General features: G+C 64.0%; 18 protein-coding genes, 1 pseudogene and 1 riboswitch. Of the genes and pseudogenes, 9 read left to right on the top strand and 10 right to left on the bottom strand.

The features are described 5' to 3' along the window. Positions 1–143: 143 nt before the first annotated feature. The 8 genes and pseudogenes from NKH90_RS09610 to dhaL all read left to right on the top strand — a co-directional run bounded on the left by NKH90_RS09610 (position 144) and on the right by dhaL (position 8,282). Positions 144–1,028, top strand: coding sequence for a helix-turn-helix domain-containing protein (locus tag NKH90_RS09610; RefSeq protein ID WP_352819116.1), 885 nt, complete (start codon positions 144–146; stop codon positions 1,026–1,028). Between the two features lie 130 nt (positions 1,029–1,158). Next, entirely contained in the window at positions 1,159–1,818 is a 660-nt protein-coding gene (locus tag NKH90_RS09605) for a 2Fe-2S iron-sulfur cluster-binding protein (RefSeq protein WP_352819113.1), read from the top strand. A gap of 3 nt (positions 1,819–1,821) precedes the next feature. Then, positions 1,822–2,808, top strand: coding sequence for an FAD binding domain-containing protein (locus NKH90_RS09600; RefSeq protein ID WP_352819111.1), 987 nt, complete (start codon positions 1,822–1,824; stop codon positions 2,806–2,808). Between the two features lie 71 nt (positions 2,809–2,879). Continuing rightward, positions 2,880–3,350, top strand: a complete 471-nt coding sequence (locus NKH90_RS09595; RefSeq protein ID WP_352819109.1) for a nuclear transport factor 2 family protein — start codon at positions 2,880–2,882, stop codon at positions 3,348–3,350. 97 nt (positions 3,351–3,447) lie between these two features. Next, positions 3,448–5,757, top strand: coding sequence for a xanthine dehydrogenase family protein molybdopterin-binding subunit (locus NKH90_RS09590; protein ID WP_352819107.1), 2,310 nt, complete (start codon positions 3,448–3,450; stop codon positions 5,755–5,757). A gap of 116 nt (positions 5,758–5,873) precedes the next feature. Beyond that, a riboswitch (FMN riboswitch) is annotated at positions 5,874–6,005 on the top strand. Positions 6,006–6,082: 77 nt separating this feature from the next. Beyond that, positions 6,083–6,557: pseudogene (locus tag NKH90_RS09585) on the top strand (6,7-dimethyl-8-ribityllumazine synthase). Between the two features lie 69 nt (positions 6,558–6,626). Further along, positions 6,627–7,634, top strand: a complete 1,008-nt coding sequence (locus NKH90_RS09580) for a dihydroxyacetone kinase subunit DhaK (protein WP_352768455.1) — start codon at positions 6,627–6,629, stop codon at positions 7,632–7,634. A gap of 9 nt (positions 7,635–7,643) precedes the next feature. Further along, positions 7,644–8,282: a dihydroxyacetone kinase subunit DhaL gene (dhaL, locus tag NKH90_RS09575; RefSeq protein WP_352472272.1), complete on the top strand. Its 639-nt coding sequence runs from the start codon at positions 7,644–7,646 to the stop codon at positions 8,280–8,282. On the opposite strand, the gene derI is transcribed toward dhaL, so the two are convergent. The 3 genes from derI to NKH90_RS09560 are packed head-to-tail and all read right to left on the bottom strand — an operon-like array spanning position 8,279 to position 10,282. Further along, a complete protein-coding gene (gene derI / locus NKH90_RS09570) occupies positions 8,279–8,722 on the bottom strand; it encodes a D-erythrulose-4-phosphate isomerase (protein WP_352819104.1) in 444 nt (147 codons plus the stop codon). The genes dhaL and derI overlap by 4 nt on opposite strands. Positions 8,723–8,748: 26 nt before the next feature. Then, positions 8,749–9,507, bottom strand: coding sequence for a triose-phosphate isomerase (locus NKH90_RS09565; protein WP_352472271.1), 759 nt, complete (start codon positions 9,505–9,507; stop codon positions 8,749–8,751). 10 nt (positions 9,508–9,517) lie between these two features. After that, positions 9,518–10,282: a DeoR/GlpR family DNA-binding transcription regulator gene (locus NKH90_RS09560; protein WP_023676017.1), complete on the bottom strand. Its 765-nt coding sequence runs from the start codon at positions 10,280–10,282 to the stop codon at positions 9,518–9,520. A 255-nt stretch (positions 10,283–10,537) separates the two neighbouring features. Here NKH90_RS09560 and fba point away from each other — a divergent pair, with 255 nt between their 5' ends. Beyond that, positions 10,538–11,602, top strand: coding sequence for a class II fructose-bisphosphate aldolase (fba, locus tag NKH90_RS09555; RefSeq protein ID WP_352472270.1), 1,065 nt, complete (start codon positions 10,538–10,540; stop codon positions 11,600–11,602). A 50-nt stretch (positions 11,603–11,652) separates the two neighbouring features. Here fba and NKH90_RS09550 read toward each other — a convergent pair whose 3' ends face one another. Genes NKH90_RS09550 through NKH90_RS09520 form a run of 7 tightly spaced genes read right to left on the bottom strand, consistent with a single transcriptional unit; the run spans position 11,653 to position 19,839 of the window. After that, the gene (locus tag NKH90_RS09550; protein ID WP_352819167.1) at positions 11,653–12,591 is read right to left on the bottom strand and encodes a sugar phosphate isomerase/epimerase family protein; all 939 of its coding nucleotides are present in this window, start codon (positions 12,589–12,591) and stop codon (positions 11,653–11,655) included. Next, complete coding sequence (locus tag NKH90_RS09545) at positions 12,591–14,108, bottom strand: glycerol-3-phosphate dehydrogenase (protein WP_352542233.1); 1,518 nt, start codon at positions 14,106–14,108, stop codon at positions 12,591–12,593. Before NKH90_RS09545 ends, NKH90_RS09550 begins: the two co-directional genes overlap by 1 nt. Positions 14,109–14,127: 19 nt before the next feature. Then, positions 14,128–15,168 carry a 2-hydroxyacid dehydrogenase gene (locus NKH90_RS09540; RefSeq protein ID WP_352612246.1) on the bottom strand — a complete coding sequence of 347 codons (1,041 nt, stop codon included), beginning with the start codon at positions 15,166–15,168 and terminating at the stop codon, positions 14,128–14,130. Between the two features lie 7 nt (positions 15,169–15,175). Beyond that, positions 15,176–16,738 carry an FGGY-family carbohydrate kinase gene (locus NKH90_RS09535; protein ID WP_352612244.1) on the bottom strand — a complete coding sequence of 521 codons (1,563 nt, stop codon included), beginning with the start codon at positions 16,736–16,738 and terminating at the stop codon, positions 15,176–15,178. After that, positions 16,738–17,862: an ABC transporter ATP-binding protein gene (locus tag NKH90_RS09530; protein WP_352612242.1), complete on the bottom strand. Its 1,125-nt coding sequence runs from the start codon at positions 17,860–17,862 to the stop codon at positions 16,738–16,740. Before NKH90_RS09530 ends, NKH90_RS09535 begins: the two co-directional genes overlap by 1 nt. Then, the gene (locus NKH90_RS09525) at positions 17,859–18,977 is read right to left on the bottom strand and encodes an ABC transporter ATP-binding protein (protein ID WP_352612240.1); all 1,119 of its coding nucleotides are present in this window, start codon (positions 18,975–18,977) and stop codon (positions 17,859–17,861) included. Before NKH90_RS09525 ends, NKH90_RS09530 begins: the two co-directional genes overlap by 4 nt. A gap of 4 nt (positions 18,978–18,981) precedes the next feature. Continuing rightward, entirely contained in the window at positions 18,982–19,839 is an 858-nt protein-coding gene (locus NKH90_RS09520; RefSeq protein WP_023676025.1) for a carbohydrate ABC transporter permease, read from the bottom strand. Positions 19,840–19,843: the final 4 nt, after the last annotated feature.

Raw genomic sequence — 19,843 nt, 5'->3', positions numbered from 1 at the left:
TCACGATTTCTTGAACACGGCACGGTTAAAAACGCCCGTTACCTGTCCCACATGGACGGCCGGATGCGTAGCGGCGGGGCGGCGCCCAACGCTCGAAGCCGGGGCTGCCCACGGCTCGGCGAGTGAACCAGCGGGATACCGCGATGTCATTCAGACCGTTGCTTGGTGACGGACGGGTTCGGAGCCAGGACGAGAAGTCGGAGCCCCTGCAAACCGCGTCATGGGTCAGCTCCTCGATCGTCTTCGACAACCGGCGGTGGGCGTGCCGGGAGGCGGAGCTCCGCTGGACAGCCCCTCATCATCTGATTGTGCTGACCGAAGAAGGCGGCACGTCCCATACATCCATCCGGCACGAGGCACGATCCCTTTACGACGGAATGGACCGTCCCGGAGCCCTCACCTTCGTCCCGGCAGGCGCGGAACGACAGGGCTTCTATCGCGATGTAAACCTCTCCTATTCAGCCCTGTGGATCGATCCCGATATCGGGCTTCCCGGATGCGAACGCCTGAAGAACCTGCCTATACTGGTAAACAAGAAAGACGCGGTCGTCGCCACGCTCTTGAGTTCGCTTCGTGACGAGATGGCACTCGGCCACAAGCCAGACACTGTCTATGTCGAGCATCTGGTCGCCCTCGTCAGTCTCCGCGTGGCCAACCTGAGCCGGGAGCAACCGCGGTTTGTACGTCACGGCTGTCTCAGCCGCCGGGCACTTGGTCGCGTTCGGGATTACATCGATGCGCATATGAATTCCGACATTTCGCTAAGCGAGCTGGCAGCCGCCGCGGGCATGGCCGTCGACAGTTTTGCGCGTCGCTTCAAGGCGACGACCGGCCTTGCACCCTACGCCTATGTGATCGAGGAACGGGTGCGGCGAGCGGAGGCGCTGCTGCGCGAAACGGGTTTGTCGATCGGTGTCATTGCCTTTCGGCTCGGCTTCTCAAGCCAGAGCCACTTCACCACGACCTTCCGACGTCTGAGGGGCATGACGCCTCGTGCCTATCGGGTGAATTCTTCTCCAGAATCCTGATAGTGCCGCCGGTTTCTTGAAAGAAAGCCGCCGCCCGCACTCCCACCTCCAGTGTCGTTGGGTGACAGAACCCGAGGGTTCGCTCGGGTCAAGTTGCCGTCTGCGCCTCATTGCGGCTGGGAGATCATGCATGGCCAAAACGGACAACAGGAGCGGGCCGACGCGTCGGATGGTATTGGAAGGCGGTGTTGCGACCGGGGTGCTCCTGGCTACCGGACTACCGGTTGACGCCGAGCCGGCCGAGACCGTCACGGCGGCTGCATCGTCCTCGCCGCTACCGACGATGACGATGTCGTTACGGATCAACGCGAAGGATCTTGCCGTCGAGCTCGACCCGCGGACGACGCTGCTCGACGCCCTGCGCAACCATCTCGGCCTCACCGGCTCGAAGAAGGGCTGCGACCACGGCCAGTGCGGCGCATGCACGGTGCTCGTCGATGGGCGCCGGATCAATTCCTGCCTGACGCTTGCCGCAATGCATGAAGGCGACGAGATCACCACTATCGAGGGCCTTGCCGAGGGTGACCGGCTGCATCCGGTCCAGGCCGCCTTCGTCGCCCGCGACGGTTTCCAGTGCGGCTACTGTACGCCAGGCCAGATCTGCTCGGCGGTTGGCATGCTGGGCGAGGCGCGGGCCGGCTGGCCAAGCCATGCGAGCGCCGACGTGGCAGCGGCTTCCGTCGCTCTCACCGATGCCGAGATCCGCGAGCGGATGAGCGGCAACATCTGCCGTTGCGCCGCCTATCCGAACATTGTCGCTGCAATCCGCGACGCGGCAGAGGAGGGATGAGCAATGCAGTCCTTCACTTATGAACGTGCGGCGAGTGCTGAGCAGGCGGCGGCCGCGGTTGCGGCCCGGCCGGACGCCAAGTTCATCAGCGGCGGCACCAACCTGCTCGACCTGATGAAGCTCGAGATCGAGCGCCCAGCGCATCTCGTCGACATCAGCCGGCTGCCGCTTGATCGGATCGAGGAGACGGCGGAAGGCGGACTTCGGATCGGTGCCCAGGTCCGCAATAGCGATCTTGCCGCCGACCCGCGGGTAAGGTCGCGCTATCCGATGCTCACGCAAGCGCTGCTGGCGGGAGCGTCCGGACAGATACGCAACAAGGCCTCGACCAGCGGCAATCTCCTGCAGCGCACGCGCTGCCCTTACTTCTATGACCGCAACATGCCCTGCAACAAGCGCCAGCCGGGTTCGGGCTGCGCGGCACTTCAGGGCTTCAATCGCATGCACGCCGTACTCGGCGCGAGCGAAGCCTGCATTGCGGTCCATCCCTCCGACATGGCGGTCGCCATGTCCGGGCTCGACGCCAGGATTGAGACCGTCTCGCCCGGCGGCGAGACCCGCACGATCCCGATCGGCGATTTCCATCGGTTGCCCGAGGCGACGCCCCAGGTGGAGACCGTGCTCGGCCACGGCGAAATAGTCGTTGCGGTTGCCATGCCGCCGCCGCCACCCGGTCGACAGGTTTACCGCAAGGTGCGCGACCGTGCTTCCTACGCCTTCGCGCTGGTGTCGGTGGCAGCAATCGTCGAGAAAAGCGGCGACCGTATCCGAAGCGCTCGGATCGCCATGGGCGGCGTGGCAGCGAAACCCTGGCGCGCGACGGAGGCGGAGCGGACGCTCGCAGGCGCGGCGGCATCCGACGGCGCCTTTAGCGACGCGGCCGAAGCCGCGCTCGCCGGAGCCGTCGGTCATGGCGCCAATGGTTTCAAGATCCCGCTGGCGAAACGGACGATACGGCACACGCTGGCTGCTGCCGCCGAGACTGCATGAGGCGATGCGATGACAGTGACGACGACCCCGAACCGCTGTTCCCAGATGCCGGCGCCGAGCAGGAGATCGATATGAAACTCACGCGACGCGCCGTTGCCGCCGCGGGTGGCGGCCTTCTCGTCTCTGCCGCCAGAGCCTGGGGCGCCACATCCGATCCGGGAGCTCGTCACGGGCTCGAGGCCGCGGTAGACGCCTTCTTTGCCGGCTGGGCCTCTGGCGACTGGACGGCATTCCTTGACTGTTGCGATGAGACGATGACCTTCCAATTCCCTGTCGGCGAGCAACGAGGCCGACACGGACCGCCAGAGGGCAAACGGGCACTCGCAGCCTGGACCGCCGCGCATCAAGCGCAGGGGAACAGGATCACGAAATCGACCGTCGATCTCAAGCTCTTCGCCGCCGACTGGGTCATCGTCTGCGATCGCGGGAGCGGGACAATCGGTGGCGCGCCCTACACTGGCCTGCATGCGATCTTCATGCGAGCCGGCCCAACAGGGAGGCTGGTCGAGTTTCGCGAGTATTTCGGCGAGATCGCCGCGTGAGCTCCGGCCGCCGCGCGACGAACATGAAGGTGCGAGGAAGCGCGTCGTCGCGGCCTCGATGCCTCCGAACTCCAGATGAAAAATCTTTAGGTGACTTATGAACGAGACCATACCCGGACTGCCCGGCTCCGCCACCCATTCAAGGGTGAAACCTCGTGCCGATGCTGGCATCATCGGGCGGTCGATCGACCGCATCGACGGTCCGCTCAAAGTGACGGGCGGCGCCACATACGCTTACGAGAATGAGCTGGATGGTACAGCCTATGGCTACATTCTCGGCGCCTCCGTCGCCAAGGGCCGCATCGCCGAGATCGACACGGCCGAAGCCGAACGGGCGCCGGCAGTGCTGCTCGTCATGACGCACCGGAATGCGCCGGCCCAGCCGGATTTCGGCCCAACGGTCACGCCAACGGTGCCGGAGGTCTTCGCGCGCCCCCGGCCCGCGCTCAACAGCGATCAGGTACGGTATTACGACGAGCCGGTCGCGCTGGTCGTTGCGGAGACGTTCGAGGCGGCGCGCGCTGCTGCGGGCCTCATCAGAGTACGCTACGACGAGGAGCCGGGCCTCTACGATCTACCGGGACATATCGCCGACGCCTACGCGCCAAAGCGGACCAATGCCGGCTTCGAGACCGACAGCGTGGTCGGCGACTTCGAGCGCGCCTTTGCGACGGCGCCGATCAAGATCGATTCCACTTACGGGACCCCCTTCGAACATCACAATCCGATGGAGCCGCATGCGACGCTTGCTGCCTGGTCAGGCAACGAGCTGACGATCCGAACATCGGCGCAGACCCTCGCGAACTTCCGGGCCGGGGTCGCCAGCACGCTTCGCATCCCGCTCGAGCGAGTGCGCATCGTCAGCCCCTTCATCGGCGGAGGCTTCGGCTCCAAGCTGATTGCCCATGCCGACACGATCCTGGCCGCACTTGCAGCGCAGGTGCTGCAGCGCCCCGTGAAGATCGCGCTGACGCGACAACAGATGTTCGCCAATGCCGGTCATCGCGCAGAGATGGTCCAACAGGTACGTCTCGGCGCGGACACTGACGGGCGGCTCACCGGGATCGCGCACGATGTCTGGTCGGCAACGTCCAGCTTCGAGGAGTACTGCGAACAAACGGCAGTTTTTGCGCGCTCGCTCTACGCGGCGCCGAACCGTCTCACCCGCCATCGCCTGGTTCCGCTGGACATCAACCGCGGCGAATGGATGCGCTCGCCCGGCGAAGCGCCCGGCATGCTGGCTTTCGAATGCGCCATGGATGAGCTCGCCGAGCGCGCCGGTCTGGACCCGATCGAACTCAGGATCCGCAACGAACCGGCACAGGATCCCGAGCGCGGCGTGCCGTTCTCCACCCGCAATCTCGTCGCCTGCATGGAGGAAGGCGCCCGCCGTTTCGGCTGGGAGCGGAGAAACCCGACACCGGGCCGAACTCGGGAGGGCCGCAAGCTTATCGGCCACGGCATGGCGGCGGCGATCCGTCCGAACTATATCGGCGCGGCGACGGCGCGGGTTGCGATCGACCGGGACGGTCGGGTGACGGCGCGGCTCGACATGACCGATATTGGGACCGGCACCTATACGATCCTGACTCAGATTGCCGCCGAGAGCCTCGGCCTGCCGATCTCGTCCGTCAAGGTGGAGCTCGGCGACAGCCGCTTCCCGCGTACCGCCGGCTCCGGCGGATCCTGGGGCGCAGCAAGCGCGGGTTCGGCCTTGCATGATGCGTGCAACATCCTCAAGAAACAGATCCTGGAGGCGGCGCAGTCGAACGAAGCCTCGCCGTTGCGCGGCGCGAACGCCACCGAGGCAAGCTTTGCCGACGGCGAGGTCAGGGTCGGCCAGCGATCGGCGAGCCTGGCCGATCTTATCCGAGGGATCTCTCCCGACGGGCTCGAAGCCGAAGGCTCCGTAGCCGCGGGCGCCACCACCCAGTCATACAAGACCTATTCGCAGCATTCCTATGGCGCGCATTTCGCAGAGGTCGCTGTCGATTGCGATACCGGTGAAATCCGCATGCGCCGGATGCTGGCTGTGATCGGCGCGGGCCGTATCCTCAACGCCAAGACCGCGCGCTCGCAAATCATCGGCGGCATGACGTGGGGGATCGGTGCAGCGCTGATGGAGCAGACGGTGCTCGACCCGCGCTACGGCCACTTCGTCAATCACGATCTTGCCGAGTATCATGTGCCGGTCAATGGCGATGTCCCCGATATGGAGGTCGCCTTCCTCGAGGAAGACGACGACAAGGCCAACCCGCTTGGCGCAAAGGGTCTCGGCGAGCTCGGCGTGTGCGGTGCGGGGGCTGCTGTCGCCAACGCCGTTTACAACGCGGCCGGCGTGCGAGTGCGTGAATTTCCCATCACCTTGGACAAGGTGCTGCCTGCCTTACCTGTGATCGCTATTTGACGCTCTCCTCCCTCGCCCTCAACGGTGACCAGGTCGAAACGGATCGCTATTTCTGCGCCATCGACGACGACGCCGGTGGTTGACAGCGCTTTCCGACCCTTCCATACAAACGCCGTCAATGTTCTCAGGGCGGGGTGAAAGTCCCCACCGGCGGTAAGGGTCTCGGCCCAAGCCCGCGAGCGCTTTCCGGTTAGCCGGAGAGGTCAGCAGATCCGGTGCGGTCACAGTCCGGATGGAAGAGAACGAAATGGAAGACGGTCCGCTTTCGCGGTTCGGACTCCGTATCGTGCGTCCTGATTCTGGTTCGAAACGGAAGGATGGACCCATGAATCAGCATTCCCACAACGACTATGAAGCGATCCGCGTTGCCGTCATTCGCGCGCGTTGGCATGCCGATATCGTCGACCAATGCGTTGAAGCATTCGAGGCGGAACTGGCGGTTCTCGGAGAGAAACGCTTTGCCGTCGATGTGCTTCGATGTGCCTGGCGCTTATGAGATTCCCCTGCATGCAAAGACACTTGCCGTGACCGGCCGCTATGCCGCTATCCTCGGCGCCGCGTTCGTCGTCAATGGCGGCATCTACCGGCACGAGTTTGTTGCAAGCGTGGTCATCGACGGTATGATGAATGTGCAATTGTCGACTGGCGTGCCGGTGCTTTCGGCGGTGCTGACGCCACACAACTACCATGACAGCGCGGACCATCACCGCTTCTTCTTCGAGCATTTCAAGGTCAAGGGCAAAGAGGCGGCCAGTGCCTGCGTGCGACTGCTGGCGGCACGCGAACACATCGCGGCGTGAAACCTCCACCGCCGGGTGGAAATCCCGGTAAGGCGCTGTAGTATCTCACGAAAACCAGGGAGGATGCCGGTGCAGACCAAGAAGATCATCAATGACGGTAACCGCTCCGTCGACGAGATGCTGGAGGGCATCCTGGCCGCGCATCCGCGCCATCTCAGAAGCGCGGACGGCAGTCCGCGCGCCATTATCGCCCGCGACGGACCGCGCCCAGGCAAGGTCGGTCTCGTCATCGGTGGCGGCTCGGGCCACGAGCCGACCTTCCTCGGCTTCGTCGGCAAGGGGCTGGCCGACGCCGCCGCGATCGGCAATGTCTTCGCCTCGCCGCCGCCGGACCCGATCCTCGAATGCGCCAAGGCGGCCAGCGGTGGCGCCGGCGTGCTGTTCATGTACGGCAACTATGCCGGCGACGTGATGAACTTCGACATGGCCGCCGAAATGGCGGCAATGGACGACATCGAGGTGCGCACCGTGCTGACCACCGACGATGTCGCCTCGGCGCCGCGCGACCAGAGGCAGAAGCGGCGCGGCGTCGCCGGCAATTTCTTCATCTTCAAGGCCGCCGGTGCCGCATGCGACCAGATGCTGTCATTCGATGAATGCGAGCGTATCGCCAGGAAGGCCAACGATCACACCTTCACCATGGGCGTGGCGCTGTCGCCCTGCTCGCTGCCGCAGACCCGCCGGCCCAATTTCGAGATCGGACCGGACGAGATGGAGATCGGCATGGGCATCCATGGCGAGCCAGGCATCGCGCGCGGAAAGTTGAAAACGGCCGACGAGATCACCGACGAAATGCTGGACAAGGTCCTCGACGAGATGGCGCCGGCGCGCGGCGATAAGGTCGCCGTTCTGGTCAATTCGCTCGGCTCAACGCCGTTGATGGAGCTCTACATCATGAACCGACGCGTCAAGCAGAGGCTGGATGACGTCGGTATTTCCGTCCACGCGACCTGGGTCGGCAATTACTGCACCTCGCTCGAAATGGCTGGCGCCTCGGTGACGCTGATGCATCTCGACGGCGAGTTGCAGGCGATGCTCGACCATCCTTGCGACTGCGCCATGTTCCGCGCCGGCTGAGAAAGCATCATGACCTCGATCGATTCAGTCGGCTTGAAAAGAATGTTCGATGAGATCGCGGCGGCGATCGACGCCGACAAGGACAGGCTCTGCCAACTCGACGGCGTCATCGGCGACGCCGACCATGGCATCGCCATGGCACTAGGCTTCACAGCTGCGCGCGATGCACTAGCGCAACTCGACCTCGCGGCGACCGAGCCGACGGCGCTGCTCAACACTGCGGCGAAATCCTTCCTCAACGCGGTCGGCGCCTCGTCAGGCCCGCTCTATGCGACCGCCTTCATGCGCGGTGCCGCCGCCGTCAAAGGCAAGGCAATTCTGGAGGACGCTGACACCATCGCCATGCTCCGGGCGATGGCGCAAGGCATCCAGGATCGCGGCAAGGCCGAGCTCGGCGAAAAGACCATGGTCGACGCCTGGCTGCCGGCTGCGCAAGCAGCGGGTGCCGCGCAGGAAGCCGGCAAGAGCCTGTCCGAGAGCCTGGAGGCTGCACTTGCAGCGGCCGAACGAGGTGCCGAGGCGACCAAGGACATGATCGCCGCCAAGGGCCGCTCATCGCGGCTCGGCGAGCGCTCGCTCGGGCATATGGACCCCGGCGCCGCATCGGCCGTGACGATTATCAGAGCGATGTGGAACAGTCTGGCTTAACCCCGCTTCGCCGCGTCGAGCCTGTCGATCGCCTGGACATTGCCGGCCGACGGTCCCTTCTCATCGAATTCCGATGCAAGCCATGCATCGACGATCGACTTGGCCAGTTCCGGGCCGATGACGCGGGCGCCCATGGTGATGATCTGGGCGTTGTTGGATTTTGCCGCGCGCTCGGCCGAATAGGTGTCGTGGGTGAGTGCGGCGCGAATGCCGGGCACCTTGTTGGCGGATATGGATACGCCGATGCCGGTGCCGCAAAACAGGATGCCGCGATCGTTTTCGCCGTCCAGGATGGTCTGCGCGAGCTTCTGTGACAGGTCGGCATAGTAGCCCGACTGGCTGAGGTCGCTAATCGTGAGGCCAGGCTTGGTAGCGAGGTGAGCGGCAATGACGTCGAGCAGCGGCTTGCCGGCGCTATCAGCTCCAATGGCAATTTTCATGTTCCGTTTCCTTCCTGTTTGGTGATTCAGATCGCCGCCGAGGCGCGCTTGAGGATGTCGATATAGCCGTCCGCCTGCCAGGCCGAGCGGCCGATGAACAAGCCGTCGATGTTGGGCTGGCCGACCAGTTCGGCGGCATTTTGCGGATTGACGCTGCCGCCATAAAGCACCGGCGGCACCACCGGCAGCAGGTCGCGTGCGATTTTCTTGATTAGCGCCTGCTGCCTGTCGGCATAGTCCGAACTGGCCGGCACGCCCTTGTCGCCGATCGCCCAGACGGGCTCATAGGCAAACAGGATCGTCGCCGCCTTCGCCGCGCCTTCGAGAAACTGCAGCGCGCCGTGCACCTGCAAGGCCAGCACCGCAGCGGCCTGCCCGCTGTCGCGTTGAGCCAGGGTCTCGCCGACGCAGATGAGTGGCACGAGACCGTGCTTCACCGCCGCCGCAGTCTTCAGACCGACGGCGTTGTCGGTCTCGCCGAAATGCTCGCGCCGTTCGCTGTGGCCGAGCTCGACCATGTCGAGGCCGCAGTCTTTCAGCATGACCGGCGAGATCTCGCCGGTCCAGGCGCCGGCGTCGGCCCAATGCATGTTCTGCGCGCCGACCTTGATGCGCGTCGGCGACAGCGCTTTCTTGACCTCGCGGATCGCCGTGAAGGGCGGGATGACGAAAGGCTGGATGCGCTCGTCGAAACCGGGGACGAACTCCGCCAGCGCCTCGGCGAAAGCCATCGCCTCGGCGAGCGTCTTGTTCATTTTCCAGCTGGTGCCGACCCAATAAACCATACGTGCCCTCCTATTCTGCGATCACTGTCAGCGAAACGCCGGCACCATCCAGCGCGGCGCGCATCTGCGGCTGCGGCTCGCGGCCGGTGAAGACCGTGTCAAAGGCCTTGAGATCTGTCAGGAAGTGCAAGGCAGTGCGGCCGAATTTCCCATGATCGACCAGCAGATATTTGCGCGCTGCTGCGGCCATCATCAGCCGTTTGGTCTGGACCACTTCCTGATCCTGGTGAAAGGCAGAGGCACCATGGATGGCCGATGACGACAGGAACGCGACATCGGCGCGCAATGATTTCAGCGTGTCCTCGGCGAGCAGGCCGAAGAAGCCGTGAAACTTCTTGTTGTATTGGCCGCCGAGCGCAATCAGGTTGATGCCGGCAACGCCCGCCAAATCCTGGATGACGGCCAGATTGTTCGAGATCACCGTCAGCGGACGCAGATCGGCAAGATGCCGAGCAACGCCGCCCGCGGTTGAGCCATCGTCGATGATCACCGTCTGACCCGGTTCGATCATCGTCACGGCAGCGGCGGCGATGCGCTTCTTCTCGTCGCCGGCCAGCCGCTGGCGGTAGCGGAAATCGCTCTCGAAAAGGCTGCTCGGCTGGATCGAGGCGCCGCCGCGCACCTTGCGCAGGAAGCCGCTTTCCTCGAGCTCGTCGAGGTCGCGGTGGACAGTCATCTTTGACACGCCGAAGCGTGAGGCAAGATCGTCGACACTGGCGGTGCCGATGTCCATCAGAAAATCCATGATGCCTTGCCGGCGGCCGTCGCTCTTCATTTCCGCGGCATCCTTGTGCAATCCGGTTCCGAGATATAACAGCAAACGTCGCACAAGCCACCAAATTTTTGTGATAATGTTATATCTCTTTGGGATATCATGACGCTTCTGGTCGCGTCCTGTAACAAGAATTGCTGCCGGCCGAGCGCCCAGCGGTTGCGGTGCCGCGGAAATCCGGCCAGAAGCATCAGGGGCTCGTCGACAACCGAACGGCCCGCAAACACTGGCTCGAAACCGGATACGGGAGACTACTGAGTGGCTCGCATCACACTGAGACAATTGCTCGATCATGCCGCCGAATACGGCTATGGCGTGCCTGCCTTCAACATGAACAATATGGAACAGGGCCTCGCCATCATGGAGGCAGCCGAGGAGACCAAATCGCCGGTTATCCTGCAGGCGAGCCGCGGCGCGCGAGCCTACGCCAATGATGTGGTGCTGGCCAAGCTGATCGACGCGCTGGTCGAAATCCATCCCGATATCCCGGTCTGCATGCATCTCGACCATGGCAACAACGAAGCGACCTGCGTCACCGCGATCCAGCACGGCTTCACTTCGGTGATGATGGACGGATCGCTGAAGGAAGACGGCAAGACGCCGGCCGACTACGCCTATAATTCCGGCATCACCCACCGCGTCGTCGACATGGCGCATTGGGGCGGCGTCTCGGTGGAAGGCGAGATCGGCGTTCTCGGATCGCTGGAGATGGGCGGCGGCGAGCAGGAGGACGGCCATGGCGTCGAGGGCGTCATCAGCCACGACCAGCTGCTGACCGATCCCGTGCAGGCCGAACAGTTCGTGCGCGACACCCGTGTCGATGCGCTGGCAGTCGCCATGGGCACCAGCCACGGCGCCTACAAGTTCAGCCGCAAGCCGGACGGCGCTGTACTGGCCATGAACGTCATCGAGGAAATCCACCGCCGTCTGCCGAGTATGCATCTCGTCATGCACGGCTCGTCCTCGGTGCCGGAGGAGTTGCAGGAGATCATCAACAAATATGGCGGCCAGATGAAGCCGACATGGGGCGTGCCGGTCGAAGAGATCCAGCGCGGCATCAAGCACGGGGTGCGCAAGATCAATATCGATACCGACAACCGCATGGCGCTGACCGGCGCAATCCGCAAGGTGCTGACCGAGAACCCGAGCGAATTCGATCCGCGCAAATATCTGACGCCGGCAATGGCCGCGATGCGGAAGCTGTGCAAGGAGCGCTTCGAGCAATTCGGCACCGCCGGCAACGCACCGAAGATCAAGCCGCTGCCGCTGTCGGAAATGGCCAAGCGCTACAAGTCCGGAAGCCTCGATCCGAAATTTGGCTGACGTATTCCGGCTCTGAGCAGGAGCTGCCTCAGCTCCTGCTGCTCATCCGATCATGCTCGCGGCAAGAGATCGGCCCTGCCGGTCTCGATAAAGGGTGCCCAGTAGTCGACCGACTCGCGGATCATGGCGATGACCTGGTGGTCGACGGGCTCGCGCTCGCGGAACGACAATTCGAGGCAGATCTCGTTGTCGACGCCGCCGCCACGGCGAACCGTCTCCAGCAGCTTTTCCGGCGTGATGCGGCCGTCCTTGTTGTGAGCGGCAATGAACGGCCAGTGACCACCCTTGTTCATCGACGACTGCTTGACGTGGATGATCGGCGATTGCCTGGGAAAGGCTTCGGCCCAGGCATAAGGGTCGGTGTCCGCCGGATTGCTCGAGGTCACGTCGCCATGGTCGATGTCGACCATTATCTTGAACGGGACGGCCATGCCGGCCGCTTCGATCTCGCGCTGCAGTGCCCGGCAGCTTTCGATCGTATGGCCGAATTCGCGGCCGACCGACATCGGCTCCCAGAACAGGTAGGTCAAGCCGGCTGCTTTGGCATGCTCGGCGACCTCGCGCCAGCATTCCAGCGCGATGTCGAAAAGCCGCGCGCGACGTTCAGGATTGTCGTAATCCCGGTGAGTGAAGATCGCGAATTGCGTGCCCATGCCTGCGGCGCCGAGCTCGGCCGAAACTTCTGAAAAGGTCTTGAACCAGTCGACGTAGTAGCGCCGCACGTCGGCATCGGGATGGCCGAAATGATTGAGCCGGCCGTAAGGGCCGGTCATCGCGGAGGTCACGCGCACCCCGGTGCGGTCGAGCGCGGAGCGGAACAGGCGGACGAATTTGGCGATCGTCGCCGCCGGCCAGCCGGGATTGACGAATTCATGGGTGAGTTGGACGTCCCTGATACCGATCTGATAGGCGATCGCGTCGATCAGGTCGTCCGGCTCCGCAAAGCGGTTGACCAGCGGATTGGTGTTGAGCGAAAGCGTAAAGGCCATCAGCCGGCCTTTGCCAGCCGGCTCGAGCACCAGTCCTCGAAGGCGGTTCTTTCCGCGGCGGACAGATGCAGGCCGTGCTTGGTGCGCCTTTCGAGAATATCGGCGGCGGTCTCGGCCCATTCATGCTCGAACAGGTAATTGGCTTCGCGCTCGAAAAAATCCTTGCCGAAGCGCCGGCCCAGTTCGGCGAGCGAGGTGGCCGCGCCGACCAGATCGCGCGTCCTTGTGCCGAAGAGCCTGCCGTAATGCTTGACCAGCGATGCCGGCATCCAGGGAAATTCATGGCCGAGGTCGCCGAGGAACTGCTCGAAATCGGCATTGGCGATATCGCCGCCCGGCAGGTGCCCTTTCGAGGTCCACGGCTTGCCCATTTTCGGAAAGAACGGGGCGATACGGTCGAGCGCGTGCTCGGCCAATTTGCGGAAGGTGGTGATCTTGCCGCCGAAGACCGAAAGCAGCGGCGCCTGCCCAGCCGGTGCGTCGAGTTCGAATATGTAATCGCGGGTCACCGCGCTCGGATTGTCGGCATTGTCGTCATAGAGCGGCCTGACGCCGGAAAACGAGTAGACGACGTCGCTTCGTGCGAGCTGGCGCTTGAAGTAGCGATTGACTGCCTTGATCAGGTAATCGATCTCGCTCGCATCGGCGGTCACGTCCTCCGGCCGCCCTTCATAGGGAATGTCAGTGGTGCCGATCAGCGCCAGATCGTCCTGATAGGGATTGATGAAGATCACCCGCTTGTCGCTGTTCTGAACGAGATAGGCCTGCCGCCCTTCCCAGAATTTCGGCACAACGATGTGGCTGCCCTTGACCAGGCGCACGTTGCGCCTGGAATTCTGGCCGCCGACGCGGTTGATGACGTCGTTGACCCAGGGTCCGGCGGCGTTGATCAGCGCCCGTGCCCGGACTGTGGTCCTGACGCCGGTTCGACCGTCGCGCATCTCCACCGACCACAGGCCGTTTTCGCGGCGGGCAGCGGTGCAGGCAGTGCGGGTGAATATCCTGGCCCCACGCTCCGCGGCGTCGAGCGCATTGATGACGACCAGGCGGGCGTCGTCGACCCAGCAGTCGGAATATTCGAAGCCGCGCTTGAAGCTGTCCTTGATCGGCGCGCCTTCTGGCGCGGTGCGCAGGTCGAGCGTGCGGGTGGCCGGCAGTCGCTTGCGGCCGCCAAGATGGTCGTAGAGGAACAGGCCGAGCCGCACCAGCCAGGCCGGCCGATCATCGGGGCTGTGTGGCAGCACGAAGCGCATCGGCCAGATGATGTGCGGCGCGGATTCGAGCAGCACCTCGCGCTCGATCAGCGCCTCCCGCACCAGGCGGAACTCGTAATATTCGAGATAGCGCAAACCGCCATGAACGAGCTTTCCCGATCGCGAACTGGTGCCCTCGGCAAGATCGTCCTTTTCGCAAAGAATGACCGACAGACCCCGGCCCGCCGCATCGCGCGCGATTCCGGCGCCATTGACACCGCCGCCGATGACGAAGAGGTCGACGATTTCGGTTTCACCGTTCATCTCGCTCTATGCCCTGTCGTCAGCATGGATTGACCGGAGGCAGCCCGGCGATGTAGCGGCGCACTTCCTCGGCCGCCTGCTCGGCCGCGTAGGTCACGGTGCGTACCGACGCGCCGGCGATATGCGGCGTCAGCGTCACGTTCGGCAGTTGCAACAGCGGCCAGTCGGCAGGCACCGGCTCGATGGCGAACGTCTCCAGCATAGCGCTGCCGATCTGCCCCGAGACGAGCGCATCGTAGAGCGCATCGTAGTCGACCAGCGGTCCGCGCGCGGTATTGACGAAGATTACGCCGGGTTTCATCCGGGCGATGGCGTTCTTGCCGATCAGGCCGCGCGTCTCCTCGGTGACCCGGGAATGCAGCGTGACCACATCGGAGCGCGACAGCAGATCGTCCAGCGCAACCAGTTCGACGCCGGCATTGCGGTCCTCGGCGCTCAATTGCACATAGGGATCGCAAACCAAGATGCGGCAGCCGAAGGCGCGCAGCAGGCGAACCAGCCTGGTGCCGATATTGCCGTAGCCGATGACGCCGACGGTCATTTCGTTGAGCTCGCGGCCGGTGCGATCGGCGCGGTAGAGATCGCCGCGCCATTCGCCCTTGCGCAAGGCTTCGTGACCGACGCGGATCAGCCGCGTTTCAGCGAGAATGGCGCCGATGGTGAACTCGGCCACGGCGCTGGCGTTGCGGCCGGGCACATTGACCACGGTGATGCCGTGGGCCTTGGCGGCGGCCATGTCGATGTTGATCGGTCCGCCGCGCGAGACCGCAACCAGCTTGAGCGTGGGCAGGCGCTGCATCATGCTTTCGGAGAGCGGCGCAAGCTGAGTGACGAAGATTTCGGCGTCGCCGATGAAATCCACCACCTCGTCGGGATCGCCGAAATACTCCTTGACCTTGTCCAGACCAAGTGCGGCATTGCCGAATTGCATCGGCTCGTCGGGCCAAGCGGTCTCAATGCTGCGGATGTCGAGATTGTCGCCGCAGGCCGCCTCGATTTTCTCGCGAAACACTTCCGGAAGCATGAAGCGGTCGCCGATGATCGCAATTTTCTTGGGCATGCTCTTCTCAATTCACGTCGGTTTGCCTGGACGCGGCCATCGAGCGCCAGACCGGCCGCAGCGCCTCATGCGCCAATGTGTAGGACGGAGCCATCGCCTCATAGGCAGCGGCAAGTTTCCGGTCGCTGGGTTCGGCCGTACGGAGCAAAGGCGTGACCCATTCGCTGACGCAATCGTCCATCGATGCGTATTGGCCGACGCAGACCGCAGCAATCATTGCGGCGCCCGCAGCACCGGCCTCCTCGCGCTCGCTGGTGCGAATGTCGGCGCCGACCGCAGCACCCAGGATCTTGCGCAGAGCCGGGCTCCTGGCCGCTCCGCCGGTCAGGCGGATTTCCTTGGGCAGGGGGCCCATGGCGGCGTAGCAATCGCGTGCCGCGAAAGCCAGCCCCTCGAACACCGCGCGGACTATGTCGGCATAGCCGTGCCTGGACGAAATGCCGATGAAGCCGGCCCTGGCATTGGCATCGACGAACGGCCCGCGCTCGCCGGCCTCCGAGACATAGGGCTGGTAGAGCAGCGAGCCTGGCTCGGACGACGATATCCACTGGTCGACCAGCGCGATCATCTCGCCATTGGTCCGCGTAATACCTTGCGAGGCGAGAATGCCGGAGGCGAGGCCAAGGACCCAGTCGATATTGAGCGTTGCCGCCATGTTCGACTGCATCTGCGCAAAGACGCCGGGTGCCGGCATCGTCATCGTGTAGCCGGTTGCAGCCTCGTTGAGCAGAACCTGGTCCGGCGTTTCGGCAAGCCGCATATGCATTCCGGTGGAGCCGATGATCGAGCATCCCGGCTTGCGTTCGCGATCGAACAGGCCGGCGCCGAGCGCCGTGCAGGCGACATCGACATAGGCCAGAACGACCGGTGTGCCGGCGAGCAGGCCGGTCGCATCGGCTGCTGCCGCCGACAGCGAGGTGCTTTGCCTGGTGCCATCGACGATGGGCGGCAACAGATGCCGGAGATCGGTGACGCCGAGTACCTCGAGCACATCATCGCAATAGCCGCGCGTGCGGAAGTCGCCGAAGGTGAAGGTGCCCTCGGACGGGTCGGTGGCGCGGTGGCCGGTCAGCTTGAAATAGAGCCAGTCCTTGCAGTGGAACGCCGTCGCTGCATTGGCAAGCATCGCGGGCATGTGGCGCTTCATGAACACGAACTGCGATCCCTGCTGGCAGGCAGCGAGCCCGCTGCCGGTCTTTTCGAAGCGCAGCCGGTCCTCCGGCCGCGCGCGGATCTCCTCGACGACCGCGGCAGCGCGCGCGTCGAGCCACAGCCAGCCCTTGGCAACCGGCTCGCCATCCTTGTCGATCAGCCAGGTACCGTCGCCCTGCCCGGTCACGGCGATGGCAATGGTCCGGCTGGCGAGATCCGGCACCTTGTCGGCAAGCTCGCACAAGGTCGTCGCGGTATCGGCCCAGGTGCGTGTCAGGTCCTGCTCGGCGCCGCCGCCCGGCAGTGTCTCGTATTTATTGGGCAGCGCGGCGGACGCGATCTGCCTGCCCGCCGTGTCAAAGGCGACGGATTTTATGACAGACGTGCCGGCGTCGATGCCGATCAGCACATCCTGCATCAAGCCAGCTCCGTGCCGTGCGAAATGGCATTGCCGCTCGCCTGATCGAAGACGTGAAGGTTTTTCGGATCGATGCTGATCTTGATCGGCGCGCCAAGCTCCAAGCGGGTTCGGTCATGTTCGACCAGGACCAGCGAACCGCCGGCGAAATCGGCGGCGATATGGGTCTGGTCGCCGAGCCATTGATTGGCCGAAACCGTCGCCGGCACACCATCCTTCGAGCGGCGGACCGCATAGGGCCTGACGCCGATGACGACGCGCTGCCGGTTGAGCAATTCGTCGCGAACCGGGCCGCTGAACGCATCCTTGTCGTAGTCGAGCGAAAGCCCGTCGGGCAGCTTGAGACTGATCTTGCCGGCGGCCGTGCCGACATAGGCCTCGAAGACATTCATCGGCGGCTCGCCAACGAAGGTGCCGGTGAACAGGTTTGCCGGCCGCTCCTTGAGCCTGTCAGGCGTGTCGAACTGCTGCAGCACGCCGCCCTCCATGACGGCAATGCGGTCGGCAAGCGCGTTGGCCTCGGTCTGGTCGTGGGTGACCAGGATCGCGGTCAGGCCGCGCTCCTTGATGAAATGCTTGATGCGGCCGCGCAGCACGGCGCGAAGCTGCGGCTCGAGCTGGCCCATCGGCTCGTCCAGCAGATGCAGGTCGGCCTCGCGGATCAGCGCCCGGCCAAGGCTGGCGCGCTGCTGCTGGCCGCCGGAGATCGAGCTCGGATAGCGCTCGAGAATGTCCTCGATCTCGAGCAGCTTGGCGATGTTGGCAACCTTTGCATCGACTGCACTCTTCGCCAGCCTGGCGGCCTTGAGGGCGAAGGCCATGTTCTCGCGCACGGTCAGCGGCGGGTAGAGCGAATAGCCCTCGAAGGCCATTGCGACGTTGCGCCTGACCGGCGGCAACGTGTGCACTTTGCGGCCGGCAACCGCGATGGCGCCGCGCGAGACCTCTTCGAAGCCTGCGATCATGCGCAATGTCGAGGTCTTGCCGCAGCCGGAGGAGCCGAGCAGCGCCACGATCTCGCCCTTGACGATTTCCATCGTCAGGTTCTTGACGGCGTGTACGCCACGGTCAATCGGACCGTAGAACTTGTCGACGCCCGAAATGGTGATTGCGGTCGGGCTCATGCCGCTTCTCCGCTGCGCAAATTGACGACGTTTTTCGAGCCGATGCGCTCGCCGCTTGTGCGATCGAACAAAAGGGCGCTTTTACTGTCGACGGCAATGTAGACCTTGCCCTCGGATTGGCCCGGTGTCCCGGAAGGACGCGAAACCAGGATTTCACGGCCGCGCACGGTGCGCACCAGCGTGACGATCTTCTCGTTGAGCGGCGTCTCAGCCTCGACCGTCACCGGGATGGCGCCGAGCGTGCGTTCATCGACAAACGCCAGCGCCTCCGGCCGCAAACCGATCACGCAGTCGCGGCCGACCGCCGTCTCATGAGCGCCGGCAAGATGGACCTGGACGTTGGACAGGCCGACATAGATGCCCTTGGCGTCCCGCGCCGGCTTGACGTCCAGAAGGTTGATGGTCGGGTCGCCGAACAGCCGGGCAATCTCGACGTTGGCCGGCTCGCGATAGATCTGTTCGGGCGTGCCGAGCTGTTTCACGACGCCCTGCGACATCACTGCGATGCGATCGCCAAGCGCCATCGCTTCCTTGTAGTCCTGGGTGACGTAGACAACGGTTGCGCCACGATCGGCGAGCAGCCTTGGCAGCTCGAGCCGCATTTCGAAGCGCAATTTGGCATCGACGTTGCGCAAGGGATCGTCGAGCAGCAGAAGCGGCGGCGAGCCGACCAGGGCGCGGGCAAGCGCGGTGCGCTGCTTCTGGCCGTTGGACAGAGCCCGCGGCTTGTGGCTGAGCACATGGCCGATCTTCAACAGCTTGCCGACGCTCTCGACGCCGGCCTTGATCGCGCCCTGCGACGAATGCTTCGCCTGCAGCGGCGTGGCGATGTTGTCGAACGCCGTCATATGCGGGAATAGCGCGAAGTTCTGGAATGCCATGCCGACGCCGCGGAACTCGGCGTCGACGTCGGTCATGTCCTCGCCGCCGATGAGGATCTTTCCCTCGTCGGGGTCGATGACGCCGGCGACCAGCCGCAATAGCACCGTCTTGCCGGCGCCGGACGGCCCGAACAGGACCAGCGTTTCGCCGTCGGCGACGGTCAGCGACAGATTGTCGAGAACGGTCTGGCTTTTGTAGCGCTTGACGATGTTTCGCAGTTCGAGGCTTGCCATCGGACTATCCTTTCACCGCGCCAAGCGACAGGCCTTCGACGAGATAGCGCTGCGCATAAAGCGCGAGCGCCAGCGTCGGCGTGATCGACAGCACGATCGCCGCCGATATCTGGCCATACTGGATGCCCGAGGAGGTGATGAAGGCGAGCGCGCCGACCGTCACCGGCTGCTTGTCGGCCGAGGCAAGCACCAGCGCGAAAACGAAATTGTTCCAGGCAAAGATGAAGGCGAGCAGACCGGCAGCGGCAATGCCTGGGCCGGCGAGCGGCAGCGCGATCTTGCGGAAGGTGGCAAACCAGGAATGTCCGGCAATGCGGTAGGCGTATTCGATGTCGGCGGGAATGTCTTCGAAATAGCCGCGCACGATCCACAGGATCAACGGCAGGCAGATCAACTGATAGACCCAGATCAGCCCGATATAGGTGTTGGCCAGCCCGAGCTTCTGGAAATAGAGGGTGAGCGGCAGGAGCACCAGCAGCGCCGGCGCGAACCGGAACGACAGCAGCGTGAAGGCAATGTCCTCCGAGCCGCGGAATTTGTGCCGCGCAAAGGCGTAGGCCGCCGGAACGCCGAGCAGCAACGCGACGGCAACCGAGGTGACCGACAGGAAGACGGAATTCCAGAGGTTGCGCATGAAGGCGATGTCGAGCGTGCCGGCCGCCGTCATCAGCTTGCCGGTGATCAAGGCAGTGTAGTTGGCGAGCGTCGGCTCGAAGACAAGCTGCGGCGGAATCCGCAGGATTGTCTCGTTGGTCTGGAACGACATCATCAGGATCCAGACGATCGGGAACATGAAGAAGATCACGACCAGCGCCAGGGCAATGCCGCGCAGGATGCGTTCGAGAAGCGAGGTGTGTTCCACGCCA

It is taken from the genome of Mesorhizobium sp. M0898, from assembly GCF_040319695.1.
Lineage (GTDB): Bacteria > Pseudomonadota > Alphaproteobacteria > Rhizobiales > Rhizobiaceae > Mesorhizobium.
This window is presented reverse-complemented; position numbering and strand designations above follow the sequence as displayed.